General features: G+C 74.6%; 16 protein-coding genes. 6 read left to right on the top strand and 10 right to left on the bottom strand.

Going from position 1 to position 14773, the window contains the following annotated elements:
- The first annotated feature begins 39 nt into the window (after positions 1-39).
- Positions 40-480 (top strand): DUF742 domain-containing protein, encoded by a 441-nt coding sequence (locus tag AQJ30_RS05725; RefSeq protein WP_067229431.1) that lies wholly within the window; start codon positions 40-42, stop codon positions 478-480.
- A complete protein-coding gene (locus AQJ30_RS05720) occupies positions 467-1069 on the top strand; it encodes a GTP-binding protein (RefSeq protein ID WP_067229428.1) in 603 nt (200 codons plus the stop codon). Before AQJ30_RS05725 ends, AQJ30_RS05720 begins: the two co-directional genes overlap by 14 nt.
- A gap of 83 nt (positions 1070-1152) precedes the next feature.
- Here the strand turns inward: AQJ30_RS05720 and AQJ30_RS05715 are convergent, their stop codons facing one another.
- The 6 genes from AQJ30_RS05715 to AQJ30_RS05690 all read right to left on the bottom strand — a co-directional run bounded on the left by AQJ30_RS05715 (position 1153) and on the right by AQJ30_RS05690 (position 6404).
- Positions 1153-1821 (bottom strand): ABC transporter permease, encoded by a 669-nt coding sequence (locus AQJ30_RS05715; protein ID WP_067229425.1) that lies wholly within the window; start codon positions 1819-1821, stop codon positions 1153-1155.
- Positions 1818-2525 carry an ABC transporter permease gene (locus AQJ30_RS05710; RefSeq protein WP_067229423.1) on the bottom strand — a complete coding sequence of 236 codons (708 nt, stop codon included), beginning with the start codon at positions 2523-2525 and terminating at the stop codon, positions 1818-1820. Before AQJ30_RS05710 ends, AQJ30_RS05715 begins: the two co-directional genes overlap by 4 nt.
- Positions 2522-3700, bottom strand: coding sequence for an ABC transporter ATP-binding protein (locus AQJ30_RS05705; RefSeq protein ID WP_067229420.1), 1179 nt, complete (start codon positions 3698-3700; stop codon positions 2522-2524). The genes AQJ30_RS05710 and AQJ30_RS05705 overlap by 4 nt, the downstream gene beginning before the upstream one ends.
- 178 nt (positions 3701-3878) lie before the next feature.
- Entirely contained in the window at positions 3879-4601 is a 723-nt protein-coding gene (locus tag AQJ30_RS05700) for an FAD:protein FMN transferase (protein ID WP_067229417.1), read from the bottom strand.
- Between the two features lies 1 nt (position 4602).
- Positions 4603-5013 (bottom strand): FMN-binding protein, encoded by a 411-nt coding sequence (locus AQJ30_RS05695; protein ID WP_067229414.1) that lies wholly within the window; start codon positions 5011-5013, stop codon positions 4603-4605.
- 50 nt (positions 5014-5063) lie between these two features.
- Positions 5064-6404: a ferredoxin reductase family protein gene (locus AQJ30_RS05690; protein WP_067229411.1), complete on the bottom strand. Its 1341-nt coding sequence runs from the start codon at positions 6402-6404 to the stop codon at positions 5064-5066.
- A gap of 182 nt (positions 6405-6586) precedes the next feature.
- Between AQJ30_RS05690 and AQJ30_RS05685 the strand changes: the two genes are divergently transcribed.
- From AQJ30_RS05685 to AQJ30_RS05675, 3 genes are all read left to right on the top strand, one after another.
- A complete protein-coding gene (locus tag AQJ30_RS05685) occupies positions 6587-7276 on the top strand; it encodes a response regulator transcription factor (RefSeq protein WP_067229408.1) in 690 nt (229 codons plus the stop codon).
- Entirely contained in the window at positions 7273-8712 is a 1440-nt protein-coding gene (locus AQJ30_RS05680) for a sensor histidine kinase (RefSeq protein WP_067229406.1), read from the top strand. Before AQJ30_RS05685 ends, AQJ30_RS05680 begins: the two co-directional genes overlap by 4 nt.
- A gap of 299 nt (positions 8713-9011) precedes the next feature.
- Positions 9012-10109: a lysylphosphatidylglycerol synthase transmembrane domain-containing protein gene (locus AQJ30_RS05675; protein ID WP_067229401.1), complete on the top strand. Its 1098-nt coding sequence runs from the start codon at positions 9012-9014 to the stop codon at positions 10107-10109.
- Positions 10110-10139: 30 nt separating this feature from the next.
- Here AQJ30_RS05675 and msrB read toward each other — a convergent pair whose 3' ends face one another.
- From msrB to AQJ30_RS05655, 4 genes are all read right to left on the bottom strand, one after another.
- The gene (gene msrB, locus AQJ30_RS05670; RefSeq protein WP_067229399.1) at positions 10140-10547 is read right to left on the bottom strand and encodes a peptide-methionine (R)-S-oxide reductase MsrB; all 408 of its coding nucleotides are present in this window, start codon (positions 10545-10547) and stop codon (positions 10140-10142) included.
- 13 nt (positions 10548-10560) lie between these two features.
- Complete coding sequence (gene murC / locus AQJ30_RS05665) at positions 10561-11952, bottom strand: UDP-N-acetylmuramate--L-alanine ligase (protein WP_067229396.1); 1392 nt, start codon at positions 11950-11952, stop codon at positions 10561-10563.
- Between the two features lie 119 nt (positions 11953-12071).
- A complete protein-coding gene (locus AQJ30_RS05660; RefSeq protein WP_211278931.1) occupies positions 12072-12545 on the bottom strand; it encodes an indole-3-glycerol phosphate synthase in 474 nt (157 codons plus the stop codon).
- A gap of 182 nt (positions 12546-12727) precedes the next feature.
- Positions 12728-13540: a pyrimidine reductase family protein gene (locus AQJ30_RS05655; RefSeq protein ID WP_067229390.1), complete on the bottom strand. Its 813-nt coding sequence runs from the start codon at positions 13538-13540 to the stop codon at positions 12728-12730.
- Positions 13541-13577: 37 nt separating this feature from the next.
- Here AQJ30_RS05655 and zapE point away from each other — a divergent pair, with 37 nt between their 5' ends.
- Positions 13578-14684 carry a cell division protein ZapE gene (zapE, locus tag AQJ30_RS05650; protein ID WP_067229387.1) on the top strand — a complete coding sequence of 369 codons (1107 nt, stop codon included), beginning with the start codon at positions 13578-13580 and terminating at the stop codon, positions 14682-14684.
- Positions 14685-14773: the final 89 nt, after the last annotated feature.

The raw sequence follows: 14773 nt of genomic DNA, 5'->3' as shown, positions 1-14773 counted from the left end.
CGGCCACCGGCTCCCCGAGCAACAGGAAGAGGACCACCGATGGCGGAAGGCCGCACACCGCGCGGCGCCGACGGGGACGGCGCCACCCCGGTCGGCCCCGTCCCCGCCGTACGGCCCTTCCTGGTCACCGCCGGCCGGGTGGCGGGCGCCGGCCGGGCCACGACCGACCGGCCGATGCCCGTGGAGACCCAGGTGGTGGCCACCGCCGCCGGGCTCGAGGCGCTCGGCCGGCTCTCCTTCGAGCAGCACGACATCGTCGCCGCCTGCCGGGTCCCGCAGTCCCTCGCGGAGATCGCGTCCCGGCTGCGGCTGCACCTGAACGTGGTGCGGGTCCTCGCCGAGGACCTGCGCGCCGAGGGGCACTTGACGGTGCACGTGCCCGACTCGGGCGTCACGCACGACGCCTCCGTCCTGCGCAGGGTTATCGACGGCCTGCGGGCCGTCCCCGACTCCCGAGGGGTACTCCGTGAGACCGACTGACCCGAGCACCGCCGGGGCCCCGGCCGCGCAGGCGGCGGTACGGCCGCCGCTGCCGGTGAAACTGGTCGTCGCGGGCGGCTTCGGCGTGGGCAAGACCACCGCCGTCGGCTCCATATCCGAGATCGAGCCGCTGACCACCGAGGCGGCCATCACCGAGGTGGCGGCCGGCGTCGACGACCTGTCCCACACGCCGAGCAAGACGACGACCACGGTGGCGATGGACTTCGGGTGCCTCACCATCGACCCGACGCTGAAGCTGTACCTGTTCGGCACGCCGGGGCAGGAACGGTTCGGCTTCATGTGGGACGACATCGTCGAGGGCGCCGTCGGCGGGCTGGTCATCGTCGACACCCGGCGGCTGGACGACTGCTACGCGGCCGTCGACTACTTCGAGCACAAGCAGATCCCGTTCGCCGTCGCGGTCAACGCCTTCGACGGGAAGGTGGAGCACGACCTGGACGAGGTCCGCTGGGCGCTCGACGTCGCGGACGGCGTCCCGCTGCTGGTCTTCGACGCCCGCGAACGCGGCTCCGTGCGCGACGCGTTGCTGGTCGTCCTGGAACAGGCCCTGCACCGCGCCGAGAACTGACGAGCCGTCAGCACGAGCACCACCGGAACGCGTACGGTCCGGTCGCCCGCGGGCGGCCGGACCGTTCGTGCGCCGTGCGCGTCCTACGCGCGCTGCCGCACCCCGCGCGAGACCGCGAAGCGGCCCAGCGCCCAGAAGACGGCCAGCGTGACGAGGGCGAGCCCGGCGACCAGCGTGGCGCCGCCCACGACCTTCTCGTAGTCGCGCTGGTAGAGGCCGTCGACGATGTAGCGGCCGAGGCCGCCGAGGCTGACGTACGCGGCGATGGTGGCCGTGGAGACGATCTGGATGGCGCCCGAGCGCAGGCCGCCGAGGATCAGCGGGAGCGCCGCGGGCAGTTCGACCTGGAAGAGCACCCCGGCCTCGCTCATGCCCATGCCGCGGGCCGCGTCCACCGGCGAGGGGTCCACGGAGCGCATCGCCTCGTAGGTGGTGACCAGGATCGGCGGGACGGCGAGGACGACCAGCGGGGTCATCACGTTCACCATGCCGAAGCCCACCAGCAGGGTCATCAGCACCAGCAGGCCGAAGGTGGGCAGCGCCCGCCCGGCGACCGCGATCATGGCGAGCACGTTGCCGCCGCGCCCGTAGTGACCGGTGACCAGGCCGACCGGGAGGGCGATGAGGGCGGCGATGGCGAGCGCCTCCAGGGTGTAGCCGACGTGCTCCCCTACCCGGGTGGGGATGCCGTTGTAGCCGTGCCAGTGGGCGCCGTCGCCGAAGAAGGCGTTGATGAAGTGAAGCAGGTTCACCGGACTGCGTCCTCCAGGGCTGCGGTGGCCGGGTCGGGCACGTCCGCCGGCTGCTTGCGGCGTCCCGCGCGCGGCATCCACGGGGTCAGCAGCAGGCGTACGGCGACCAGCAGGACGTCGGCGAGGATCGCCAGGGCGGCCATGCTGAGCACGGCGTTCACCGCGAGCTCGGGCCGGTTGTAGATGTTGGCGTCGTTGATGAGGTTGCCGAGCGCGCCCTGGTTGCCGATGAGCGCGCCGACGGAGACCAGGCTGATGCTGGACACGGTCGCCACCCGCAGCCCGGCGATGACGGCCGGCACCGCGATCGGCAACTGGACCTGGAAGTAGCGGCGGACGGGTCCGAAGCCCATGGCGGTGGCGGCGGCGAGCGTCTCCTGGGGCACCGAGCGCACGCCGTCGACGATCGCCGGGACCAGCACGACCAGGCTGTAGACGGTGAGCGGGATCATCACCGTGAGCTCGGTCTGGCCGGTGTAGTCGATGAGCAGCACGAAGAACGCCAGCGACGGGATCGCGTAGAGCACGGTCGTCACCCACAGCACCGGCGGGTACAGCCAGCGCAGGCGCACGCACAGCTGGGCCAGCGGCAGCGAGACCACCAGTCCGGCGAGCACGGGCAGCAGGGCCTCGCGCAGGTGCAGCCCGACCAGTCCGAGCCAGCTGTGCTGGAGGTCGCTGGGGATGTCGAAGAAGCCGCTCATCCGGCGACCTTCGCGTCCGAGGGGCCGCCCTTGGAGAGGCTGGGGGGCGCGGCCGCGGGGGCGTCGGCGGGGACGGCCGCGTGGGCCCCGCGGATGGCCTCGGCGATGGTCTGCTGGGAGACCACGCCGGTGACCCGGCCGTCGGCGCCGACGGCGACCGCCCAGCCGGTGGGCGACAGCACGGCGCAGTCGAGCGCGGCACGCAGCGAGTCGGTGCCGGGCACGAACGGCCGCCCGTGGGACAGCAGTCGGCCGGGATCGATGCTCCCGGCGGTCAGCTCGTGCGGTGCGCTCCAGCCGAGCGGCCTGCCGTCGAGCCCGGTGACCAGCAGGTAGGGGGTCTCGCCCGTGGCGCGGGCGGCGATCTGCTCGGCGGTGGCGTCGACGGCCACGATCGGCGTGGTGAGCAGCGCGAGGTCGGTGGCCGGGAAGAAGGAGAGCCGGCGGATGCCGCGGTCGGCGCCGAGGAAGTCCTCCACGAACGCGTCGGCGGGCGCCGACAGCAGTTCGGCGGGCGGGGCGTACTGGGCGAGCCGGCCGCCGGTGCGCAGGACCGCCACCATGGTGCCGAGCTTGACGGCCTCGTCGATGTCGTGCGTGACGAAGACGATGGTCTTGCCCAGCTCGGCCTGGATGCGCAGGAGTTCGTCCTGGAGCCCCTTGCGGACCACCGGGTCGACGGCGGAGAACGGCTCGTCCATCAGCAGGACGGGCGGGTCGGCGGCGAGGGCGCGGGCCACGCCGACGCGCTGCTGCTGGCCGCCGGAGAGCTGGTAGGGGTAGCGCTTGGCGAGGGCGGCGTCGAGGCCGACCCGCTCCATCAGCTCCCGGGCCCGTCCGCGCGCCCGGTCCTTGCCCCAGCCGAGCAGGCGGGGCACGGTGGCGATGTTGTCGAGGATGGTGCGGTGCTGGAAGAGCCCGGCGTTCTGGATGACGTAACCCATCGAGCGGCGCAGGGTGTTGACCGGCTGCTGCGTCACGTCCTTGCCGTCGAGGAGGATCGTGCCCTCGGTCGGCTCGACCATCCGGTTGATCATCCGCAGGGTGGTCGTCTTGCCGCATCCGGAGGGGCCGACGAGGACGGTGATGGACCGGTCGGGTATGTCCAGGGAGAGCCGGTCGACCGCAACCGTGCCGTCCGGATACCGCTTGGTGACTGAATCTATCCGTATCAAAACGCCGAACACCCTTCGGGTCTGGCACGTAGGTGCCCGCTTGCGCCATGTGCGGACGGGCCGTTGCGGGGAGAGTCTAGACCGCGAGGGGGGCGAGATCCGGACGCCTGTGCGACCGGCGTGTGTGCGTCTCACCGGCCGGACCGTCCTGGTGAGACGGGCGCCGGCACCGGCTGCCTCAGGCCGCCACCGGCAGCCCGGGCGTGCGCAGCACCCGGCCCCCGGGCAGGACGGCGAACACCTCGCACCCCTCCCGCGCGGCCGCCCAGGCGACGCCCTCCTCGCCCAGCGCGAAGGCGGCCGTCGCGACCGCGTCCGCCTCGGTGAGCGTCGGCGCGACGACGGTCAGGCTGTCCAGGCCGGTCGCGGGCCGCCCGGTGCGCCCGTCGAGGATGTGGTCGCCGCGCTCGTAGCGAGCCGAGGTCGCGACGCCCCCGTGGCTCACCTCCAGCACGGCGCACAGCCGGTCGGCGTGCCCGGGGTGCCGTACGCCGACCCGCCACGGCCCGCCGGAGACGGCCACGTCTCCCCCGGCGTTGAGGCAGAACCGGCGCAGTCCGGCGCCGGTCAGCAGCTCGGCGGCCCGCTGCACCGACCACCCCTTGACCACGGCGCACGGGTCCAGGCCCCGGCCGGGCAGCCGTACGTCGAAGGCGCCGCCGGTGGCGCGGCGGAACTCCTCGCCCAGGGCGAGCACTTCGGCCAGGTCCGCGCTGAGGGCGCCGCCCGGCAGCTCGCCCCGCCCGTACCGGGACACCTCGCTGTCCTCGCGGAACGGGCTGAACCGCCGGTCGACTTGGCGCAGCCACGCGAAGACGGCGTCCGCCGCGTCGGCCGGGACGTCCGGGTCGTCGACGCGCAGCGACACCGGGAAGCCCATGACGTGTTCGACGCGGCGCACGTCAGGTGCCCCGTGCGTCGAGGGCGGCCTGGAGCGACTCCTTGTAGCCGTCGCTGGTGATCGTGGCCCCGGACACCGTGTCGATGGCGGCGCTCTGGGCCCGGAGCGTCTCCGCGACGAGCTTCGGCACGGCGTCCGCGGTCTGCGGGTGGTCCGGTGCCCGGAGCATGGTGACGGCGGTGATCCGGCCGCCCTCGAAGGTGACCTGCACCTGCACGTCGCCCTTCTCGGTGGGCACGGTGGAGCCCGCGACGACGGTCGACGCGGCGCCCGGGGAGGCGGCGGCCGTGGGGGTGCCGGCCGGGGCCGCCGCCCCGGCGCCGCTGGACGCGGCGCCCGTGGACGGCTCGTAGCGCCACAGGGGCACCAGCGCGGCGGCCGACAGGACCAGGACGGGAAGTGCTCGCTTCACGGTGTTCCTCCGCTTCCTTCCGGTGGTACGTCGTCGGGTCCCGGACCCGGTCAGCCCGCCAGGCTGAAGCGCTCGAAGTGGATTTGCCGCTGGGGGACGCCCAGTTCGCGCAGAGTGGCGAGCACGGCCCGCATCATCGGCGGCGGTCCGCACAGGTAGACGTCGCGTTCGGCGATGTCCGGCACCAGGCCCGACAGGTCGCGTGCGGACAGCCGGTCCGGCACCGGGGGCCCGGTGACCAGGTGCACGTCGGCGCCCTTGGCATGGGCCAGGTCGCGCAGTTCGCCGTGGAGCACGGCGTCGCGCTCGGCGGTGACCCGGTGGATCACCACGGCGTGGCCGTGCAGTTCCTCCAGCAGCGCGCGGACGGGCGTGACGCCGACGCCGCCCGCGATGAGCACGGCGTCGGGCCGGGTGCGGTGCAGGGCGGTGAAGGCGCCGTAGGGGCCCTCGGCGAACACCCGGGTGCCGGGCCGGAGATGACGCAGCGCGGCGGAGCCGTCGCCCGCGGCCTTGACGGTCAGGCGCAGCCGCGTGCCGTCGGGGGCGGCCGACAGGGAGAACGGGTTGGCCTGCCACCAGCGGTCGCGGGTGAGGAACCGCCACAGGAAGAACTGTCCGGCCCGCGCGGGCAGTCGGTCCAGGTCGCGGCCGGTGACGTACACGGAGACCACGTCGTCCGACTCGGGGACGACGGCCTCCACGCGCAGCCGGTGGCGCAGGTTGCGCCACAGCGGCAGGCCGAGGCGGCCGAACAGGACCGCGCCGAGGGCGGCGCCCCACACGGTGTACCAGTAGGCCGTCGCGGCGGACGACGCGGTGAAGGTGGTGCCGAGGGCGATCTGGTGGGTGAAGGCGAGGACGACGGCGACGTAGGCGTAGAGGTGGATGAAGTGCCAGGTCTCGTAGGCGAGCCGGCGGCGGGCCCAGCGGGCGGAGACGGCCCCGAGGACCAGGACGAGCCCGAGCGCGACGACGGCCCGCAGCACGCCCTCCGCGGTCTCGGCCAGGTCGACGAGCTGCCCCACCGGGTCCGTGGAGCCGGCCAGGCCGGCGTAGCCGCAGGTGATGAACACGACGTGGCCGACCAGGGTCCACAGCAGGCCGAAGCCGGTCCAGCGGTGCCACCGGGTCAGCCGGTCCATGCCGATGCGGCGGTCGAGCCAGGGCAGCCGGGCCACCAGCAGCAGCTGGAAGGCCATGAGCAGGGCGCCGTACAGACCGGCGAACCGGCCGAGGACGACGAGCGCGCCGGAGCCGAGGCCGGCGTCGGCGGCGAAGAAGGTCACGGCGGCGACGTTCGCGGCGAGCAGGGCGTACAGACCGGTGCGGGCCACGACGCGGGGACGGACGGCCGTGGCGGGCGTGGGGGGTGACTGGACGGTCGTCACGGACGGAAACTCCTTGATCGGGAACCCTGCGACGGGAATCCCGTGATCGGGTCCTCGGAACACCGAGCCTGGCCGACCGTCGCTGTCGATTTCCTGTCGTACAACTTTCAAGAGCATATCGATCCGGGCCCGGGGCCGGACGGGGGGCCGACCGGGGCACGGGGGTACCGCAGTATGGGCGGGTGGAGAAGGTACGACTGCTCGTCGTGGACGACGACCCGCCGATCGCCGACCTGGTGGCCACGGTCGCCCGGTACGAGGGCTGGGACGCGGTCACGGCGCACTCGGGCGAGGAGGCGCTGAGCCGCGCGGCCGCGTTCCGGCCGGACATCGTGGTGCTCGACCTGATGCTGCCCGACCTGGACGGCTTCGGGGTGCTGGACCGGCTGCGCCGTTCCGGGACGATGGTGCCGGTGGTGTTCCTGACCGCGCGGGACGGCGTCGCCGACCGGGTGGCGGGGCTGACCCGGGGCGGGGACGACTACCTGGTGAAGCCGTTCGCGGTGGAGGAGCTGATGGCCCGGCTGCGCACGGTGCTGCGCCGGGCCGCGGGGCCCGGTTCCCCGCGGTCGGTGCTGCGCGTGGCCGACCTGACGATGGACGAGGACACCCGCGAGGTGCGTCGCGGCGACGCCCTGCTGACGCTCACCCCGACCGAGTACGAGGTGCTGCGCTACCTGATGCGCAGGTCCCCGGCCGTGCTCACCAAGGCGCAGATCCTCGACCACGTCTGGGAGTACGGCTTCGGCGGCCGGTCCAACGTGGTGGAGCTGGTCGTCAGCCGGCTGCGCCGCAAGCTGGACGCGACGGGCGCGCCGCTCATCCACACCGTGCGCGGCTTCGGGTACGTGGTGCGGCAGGCCCCGCGGTGATCTCCCGGCTGCGGCGGGCGTACCGCGGGCTGCGGCTCGGCACCCGGCTCGCGCTCGGCCTCGGGGCGCTGTCGCTGGTGGTGTTCGCGGTGGTGGGCACGGCCCTGACGACGTCCATGCGCGGCTACCTCGCGGCGCAGCTCGACGACCAGCTGCGGCTCGCCCAGCTCGGGCAGTCCAAGAGCATCGCGGAGCACGGCACGCTCCAGGGCAAGAAGTACTACCGCTGGTACTACGCCGTCTACGACGTGGGCGCGGCCGGGAGGCCCGCGCTGCGCACCCCGGAGGAGGCCACCGACCTGCCCCGGGACGTGGCACCCCTCACCGCGCTGGCCGGGGCGCAGACCGCCGCCGGCACGGAGGTGCTGCGCACCGCCGACCTCGCCGGGGGCGGGACGTACCGGTTGCGCGCCTGCGAGGTGGAGCCCGGGGTGGTGCTGGTGAGCGCCGCGCCGATGGACGGCCTCCAGGACACGGTGCGCCGGCTGGTCGCCGTCCAGGTCGTCGCCTTCGGGCTCGCGCTGCTGGCCCTGGTGGTGTGCGGCCGGGCGCTGCTGCGGCGGGGTCTGAAACCGCTGAGCGACATGGCGCACACCGCGCACGGCATCGCCTCGCACGACCTCACCGAGTCCGAGGCACGGCTGCCGCTGCGCGCGGACCGGCCGGGCGGCGCCCCGGAGGTGGAGGAGCTGCGCACGGCGTTCAACACCATGCTGGAGCACATCGACGACTCGCTGGCGGTGCGCGCGGAGGCCGAGCAGCGGCTGCGCCGGTTCGTCGCGGACGCCTCGCACGAACTGCGCACGCCGCTGATGTCGGTGCGCGGCTACGCCGACCTCTTCCAGTACGCGGCGGCCAACGAGCCCGCCGAACGCGAACGCCACCTGGCCCGGCTGCGCGCCGAGGCGGCCCGGATGGGCGTCCTGCTGGACGACCTGCTGCTGCTCGCCCGGCTGGACGCGGCGGAGGTGGAGGCACCGCTGCGCCCGCGGGACGCGGACCTGGTGGAGCTGGTGGGGCAGGCGGCGGACGCGTTCCGGGCGAGCCACCCGGGCCGTGCGCTGACGGTGGCGCCGGGCCCGGCGAGCCTGCCGCTGCGGCTGGACCCGCAGCGCGTGCGCCAGGTGCTGGACAACCTGCTGACCAACGCCGCCGTGCACACCCCGCCGGGCACGCCGGTGTCGGTGGCGGTGTCCGTCGCCGACGGCAGGGCGCTGGTCCGGGTCGCCGACCGGGGCCCCGGCATCCCGGCCGCCGACCGGTCCCGGGTGTTCGACCGCTTCTTCCGCGTCGACAAGGCCCGCAGCCGCGACCGCGGCGGCAGCGGCCTGGGCCTGTCCGTGGCCCGCTCCCTGGCTGAGGCGCACGGCGGCACCCTCGCCCTCGCCGACGAGCCGGACGCGACGGCCTTCGTCCTCACCCTGCCGCTGCGCTGACCCCGGGCCCCGCCGCCGCGCTGAACCGGGCCCTGCCGCCGCACCGACCCCGGGCGCGCGGGCGCCCTCGGGATGACCACCGCTCGCGCGGGGCAGAACTCCCCCGACGTCCTCCGCCCCCGACCGCACCGCAGTCGCCCCTCCGCCCGCAGTGCGTCCGTTCCCGGACACCGCACCGTCACGCCGGAGGGGAACGCCTCCCCCGTCCCCTCCCCGCAGAGGGCCCCCGAGGCCCCGCCGATCCGCCGCCCCGGCCGGCCCGCCCGGCACGGTCGTGGCGCGAAAGGACGACGTGCGCCGTGTCCCTGCTGCCGCTCGACGACGCCACCGCCCCGCCGCCCGCCGCCGCGGTCCCCGCGCCGGCTCTCGCCACCGCGCTCCCCGCCACGGGCCCGCCCTGCGCGCTCCCCGCCCCGCCGCTGCCCGGCCTGCCCTTCCGCCGTCCGGGCCCGCTGCCCCCGTCCGCCGCCCGGCACGCCCGCCACGCGATGACCCTGCTGCCGCTGCTGCTCCTCGGCGTCTGGGCGGCCGTCGACCGGCAGGCCGTGTACGACGGGGTCACCCGCCTCGCCGGCGCCGACCCGTGGTGGCTGCTGGCCGGGGCGGGCTTCACCTTCCTCGGCTGCGTGGTCGCCGCGTGCATCCGGCAGGGCGCCGTCCCCGAGCGTCTGCCGCCGGGCCTGCTGGTCGCCTCGCAGTTCGCCGCGGGCGCCGCCAACCACGTCCTCCCGGCGAGCCTCGGGGCGCACGCGGTGACGCTGCGGTTCCTGCAGAAGCAGGGTGTCCCGCTGCCTCGCGCGAGCGCGTCGCTGGCCCTGTACTCGCTGGTGCGGGCGATCGCCAAGACGCCGGTGGTGCTGGTCTTCCTGCTGGCCGCGCCGAGCGCGGTGCGCCCCGGGGCGCTGCTGCCCGACGGGCGGACGCTGCTGGTGGCGGTGGCGGGCGTGCTGCTGGCCCCTGCGGCGGCCACGCTGGTCCTCGCGGTGGTGCGGCCGCTGCGCGGCCCGGCGCTCGACTGCCTGCGCACGGCCCTGACGGGGGTGCGGGAACTGCACACCCGTCCGAGCCGGTTCCTGCCGCTGTGGGGCGGGGCGGTCGCGGCACCGCTGGTCCAGGCGAGCGTGGTGGCCTCGGTCGGCACCGCGCTGGACCTGCCGCTGTCCTGGCCGCAGCTGGTGTTCGCGTACCTGGCGGCAACCACGGCGGCGGGCGCGGTCCCGGCGCCGGGCGGCATCGGCCCGGTCGACGCGGCGCTGGTGCTCACCCTGGCCGGCTACGGGACGCCGCTGTCGCTGGCCACGGCCACGGTCCTCGGCTACCGGGTCCTGACGGTCTGGCTGTTCCTGGCGCCGGGGATGCTGGTCCTGTCGGCGATGGTGCAGCGGGAGGCGCTGTGACGGACGCCGTGCGCCTCCCGGTGCGCCGGCTCAGCCCTCGGCGGGGGTCAGCCGCAGCGAGATGCTGTTGATGCAGTACCGCTGGTCGGTGGGCGTGGGGTAGCCCTCGCCCTCGAAGACGTGCCCGAGGTGCGAACCGCACCGCGCGCAGCGGACCTCGGTGCGGACCATGCCGTGGGAGCGGTCCTCGACCAGCTCCACGGCGTCGGTGTCCTTGGGGTCGTAGAAGGACGGCCAGCCGCAGTGCGACTCGAACTTGGTCGTGGAGGTGAACAGTTCGGCGCCGCAGGCGCGGCAGGAGTAGACGCCCCGGGTCTTGGTGTCGGTGTACTCACCGGTGAAGGCGGGCTCCGTCGCCGCCTGCCGGAGCACGGCGTACTCGGCCGGGTCCAGCTCCGCGCGCCACTGCTCGTCCGGCTTCTCGACGTCGTACGACATGAGCCTCAGCCCCTCACTTCGACAGCTGTTCCAGGATGCGCGGGCCGAGGTCGGTGACGTCGCCCGCGCCCATGGTGAGAACGAGATCGCCGGGCTTGGCCATTCCCGCGATCACCGCGGGCGCCCCGTCCTTGTCGTGGACGGCCGTGACGTCCGCGCCGGCCTTCCGGGCGGCGTCGATGATGAGGTCGCTGGTGACCCCGGGGATCGGGTCCTCGCGCGCCGGGTAGATGTCGAGGACCACGGAGGCGTCCGCCAGGGCGAGGGACTGCCCCATCTCCGTGGCGAGCTCCTGGGTGCGGGAGAACAGGTGGGGCTGGAAGAGGACCAGGATGCGGGCGTCCGCGGCCGCGGCGCGCATCGCCTCCAGGTCGGCCGTCATCTCGGTGGGGTGGTGGGCGTAGGAGTCGACGACCTGGACCCCGGCCGCCTCGCCCTTGAGCTGGAGGCGGCGCTTGACGCCCGTGTAGGCGGCCAGCGCGGGCGCGAGGTCCGCCGCGGGCACGCCGAGCGCGACGCCCGCGGTGAGGGCGGCGACCGCGTTGAGGGCGTAGTGGCGGCCGGGCACCGACACCGTGAAGACGGTCTCCCGGCCGTCCAGCACGACGGTGACCTCGCTCCTGAGGCCCTGCGCGACGATCGAGCGCACCCGCACGTCGGCGTCCTCGGCCTCGCCGTACGTCACCACGGTCAGGCCCTCGCGGCGGACCCGGCGGGTCAGCTCGCGGGCGCCCGGGTGGTCGGCGCAGACCACGAGGGTGCCGCCGGGCACGATCTTGTCGGCGAAGGTCTCGAAGGACTCGTAGATCTCGTCCATCGAGGCGTAGTTGGCGTGGTGGTCGAGCTCCACGTTGAGGACGATCGCGACCTCGGGGCGGTACGTGTGGAAGCTGCGGTCGGACTCGTCCGCCTCGGCGACGAAGATCTCCCCGTCGCCGTGCAGGGCGTTGGAGCCGGGGGCGTCGAGGTCGCCGCCGATCGCGTACGAGGGGTCCAGGCCCAGCTCGGACAGGGAGACGGCGAGCATCGAGGTGGTGGTGGTCTTGCCGTGGGTGCCGGCGACGGCGATGGCGCGGCGGCCGGCCATGAGGGCGGCGAGGGCGTCGGAGCGGTGCACGACGGGGATGCCCAGCTCGGCCGCGCGGACCAGCTCCGGGTTGTCCTGGCGGATGGCCGACGACACGACGACGCAGGTCGCGTCGTCGGCGAGGTGCCCGGCGGCGTGCCCGATGTGCACGGTGGCGCCGAAGGAGCGCAGGGCGTCGGCGGTGGCCGACTCCTTGGCGTCGCTGCCCGCCACCCGGGCCCCGCGCTGCGCCAGGATCTTGGCGATCCCGGACATCCCGGCCCCGCCGATGCCGATGAAGTGCGGTCGGTCGAAGGGGGAGGGGATGCCGGGGGCCATGCGTTCATCTCCAGGGGCTGCGGTACGACGAGTGCGGCCCCCACCCTATTGCCTGCGGGGCCCCGCCACCGGCACCGCGGTCCCCACGCGTCCAAGGGTCCCGCGACCCGCGGCGGTGACTACGCCTTGCTGTGCGAGAACAGCTTGAGGACCGGCACGCCCACCTTGTGGCGGGCGCGGGAGGCCCAGTCGCGGTGGAAGAACTCCTCCACGTAGTGCGGGTCGGTCAGCACGATCACCTCGTCCGCGCCGACCTCCTGGACCACGTTCTTGAGGGCGTCCAGCGGGTGGTCCTCGACGAGTCTGCCCTCGGCCGCGCTGCCCGCGGTGCGCAGCGCGGTGAGGGAGACCTCCAGGGCCCGCTCCCCGACGCTCAGCGCCTCCTCGCCCTCCGGGGTCTGCCCCTCCCGCACGGCTTCGTCGAGTTCGCCGAGGGCGACGTCGTCGATGGCCCGCAGCAGCCGGTCGGCCTGCTCGCCGCGCGGCTGGAGCAGCACGTGGAAGGAGACCGCCTCGTCGCCGTGCAGGGTGGTGACGAACTCCACGTCGGCGGACGTCAAGGCCTTCTCGATCATCAACACGCTTGTGAACACCAGCGCCCCTTCTCCTGGGCCTGCAGCGGCCCTGCGGAAACCATCCTTCCCCGTGCCCGCACGGGGATGCCGTCCTAGTCTGCCCACCCGGGACGAAACGGAGCGGATGATTCCGCCGTTTCGGAGCCCCGGGTGTCGTGCGGTGGGCCCGGGTGCCTGCCGCGGACCCTCGCATACCCGCCTCACGCCCTCCGGTACCTGCTGAAGAGGAATCCCTCCTCCTCCAGCAGGGAGACCAGCGCGAACCGGTGCGGGACGGGCACCGCCGGCCCGCCCGCGATCCGCTGCGCCGCACCGGCGGTGAGCATCGGCGAGACGGTCAGGCACAGCTCGTCCAGCACCTCGGCGACCACCAGCTGGCCCAGCAGCCGGGGTCCGCCCTCGGTCAGCAGCCGGGTGTGGCCCAGTCCGGCCAGCGCCCGCACGGCACGGGCCGGGTCCACCCCGACGCCGTCCCCGGCGGTCACCACGCGCGCGCCCGCCTTCTCGGCCGCCGCCACGCGGTCCGGCGCGGCCGCGGCGCCGGTCAGCACCAGCGTCGGCACCGTCGGTGAGGTGAACAGCGGGAGCGAGAAGTCGAGGTCCAGGCTCGCCGTGACCACGGCGATCGCGGGCGCGGGCGTCTGTCCCGCGGCCTCCCGCCGCGCGGCGAACTCCGCCCGCACGCGGGCGGGCCGGTAGCCCTCCTGACGGACCGTTTCCGCACCGACCACCACGACGTCCGCGAGCGCCCTGAGGGTCCCGAAGATCCGCATGTCGGTGGCGTGGGAGATGGGGTGCGAGCGGCCCTCGTGCTGGGCGGCCCCGTCGAGCGTGGAGACCATGTTGGCGCGCAGGTACGGCCGCGGCTCACCCGGCGCGGGCTCGGGGTAGGCGTAGGCGTCCGCGATCTCGTCGAGGCTCCACTCGCGTGACGCGGTCTCCCCACCCCCCTCGGCGTTCCCGCCGGGTGCCGTCGGCGCTGTCTGGTCGGTCACAGGGAACAGGCGTCGCATGCCTGGCAGTCTGGCACGCCCCTTAAGCTGGGGAACCGTGTCGTCCTCCACCCCCGCCCCCGACCTCGGCCCCCGCGCCGGGGCCGCCCCGCTGTCCCTGTGCGCCCGCGAGCCGCACGTCCCCGCCGACCGGCTGGTCGCCGAGATGGTGCCGCCCCCGCGCTTCGACTCGGTGCGCTTCGGGACGTACGTCCCCGACCCGGGCCGGCCGAGCCAGAGCGAGGCGGTGCGGGTGCTGGAGGAGTTCGCGGGCGGGCTCGGCGGGGCGCACGCCGTCGGCGGGGGCAAGCGGGGCCTGTTCGGCTTCGGCCGCTCCCGGGCGCCCAAGGCCCCGGCCGGCCCGCGCGGGGTCTACCTGGACGGCGGGTACGGCGTCGGCAAGACCCACCTGCTCGCCTCACTGTGGCACGCCACTCCGGCGGACGCCTCCCTGAAGGCGTTCGGCACGTTCGTGGAGCTGACCAACCTGGTGGGCGCGCTGGGCTTCCAGCAGACCGTGCGCACGCTCTCCGGCCACCGCCTGCTGTGCATCGACGAGTTCGAGCTGGACGACCCGGGCGACACCGTGCTGGTCTCCACGCTGCTCGGCAAGCTGGTCGAGGCGGGCGTCGCGCTCGCCGCCACCTCCAACACCCTGCCCGGCAAGCTCGGCGAGGGCCGCTTCGCGGCGGTCGACTTCCTGCGCGAGATCCAGGGGCTGTCCGCGCACTTCCGCACCCTGCGCATCGACGGCGAGGACTACCGCCACCGCGGGCTGCCCGAGGCGCCGGCGCCCTGCTCCGACGAGGCCGTCACCAAGGCGGCGCACGCCACCGAGGGCGCCTCGCTGGACGACTTCGCGCACCTCCTGGAGCACCTGGCCAAGGTCCACCCGAGCCGGTACGGCGCGCTGACCGACGGCCTGCGGGCGGTGTGCCTGACGGACGTCCGCCCGGTGCCCGACCAGTCGACCGCGCTGCGCCTGGTGGTGCTGGCCGACCGGCTCTACGACCGCGAGGTCCCGGTGCTGGCCTCCGGGCTGCCCTTCGACCGGCTGTTCAGCGAGGAGATGCTGAACGGCGGCTACCGCAAGAAGTACTTCCGCGCCATATCCCGCCTCACCGCCCTGGCCCGCGACGGGCAGCGGCTGGCCGCCCCCGCCTGACCGGCCGTCCCGGCCCGGCGCCCGGCCGGATCGCGCCACGACCCCTCGTTTTTCGGGCGCAGTCGAGCGCGTAACACGGAGTTCACCCT

Origin of the sequence: Streptomyces longwoodensis (assembly GCF_001514125.1) — a bacterium.
Lineage (GTDB): Bacteria > Actinomycetota > Actinomycetes > Streptomycetales > Streptomycetaceae > Streptomyces > Streptomyces longwoodensis.
This window is presented reverse-complemented; position numbering and strand designations above follow the sequence as displayed.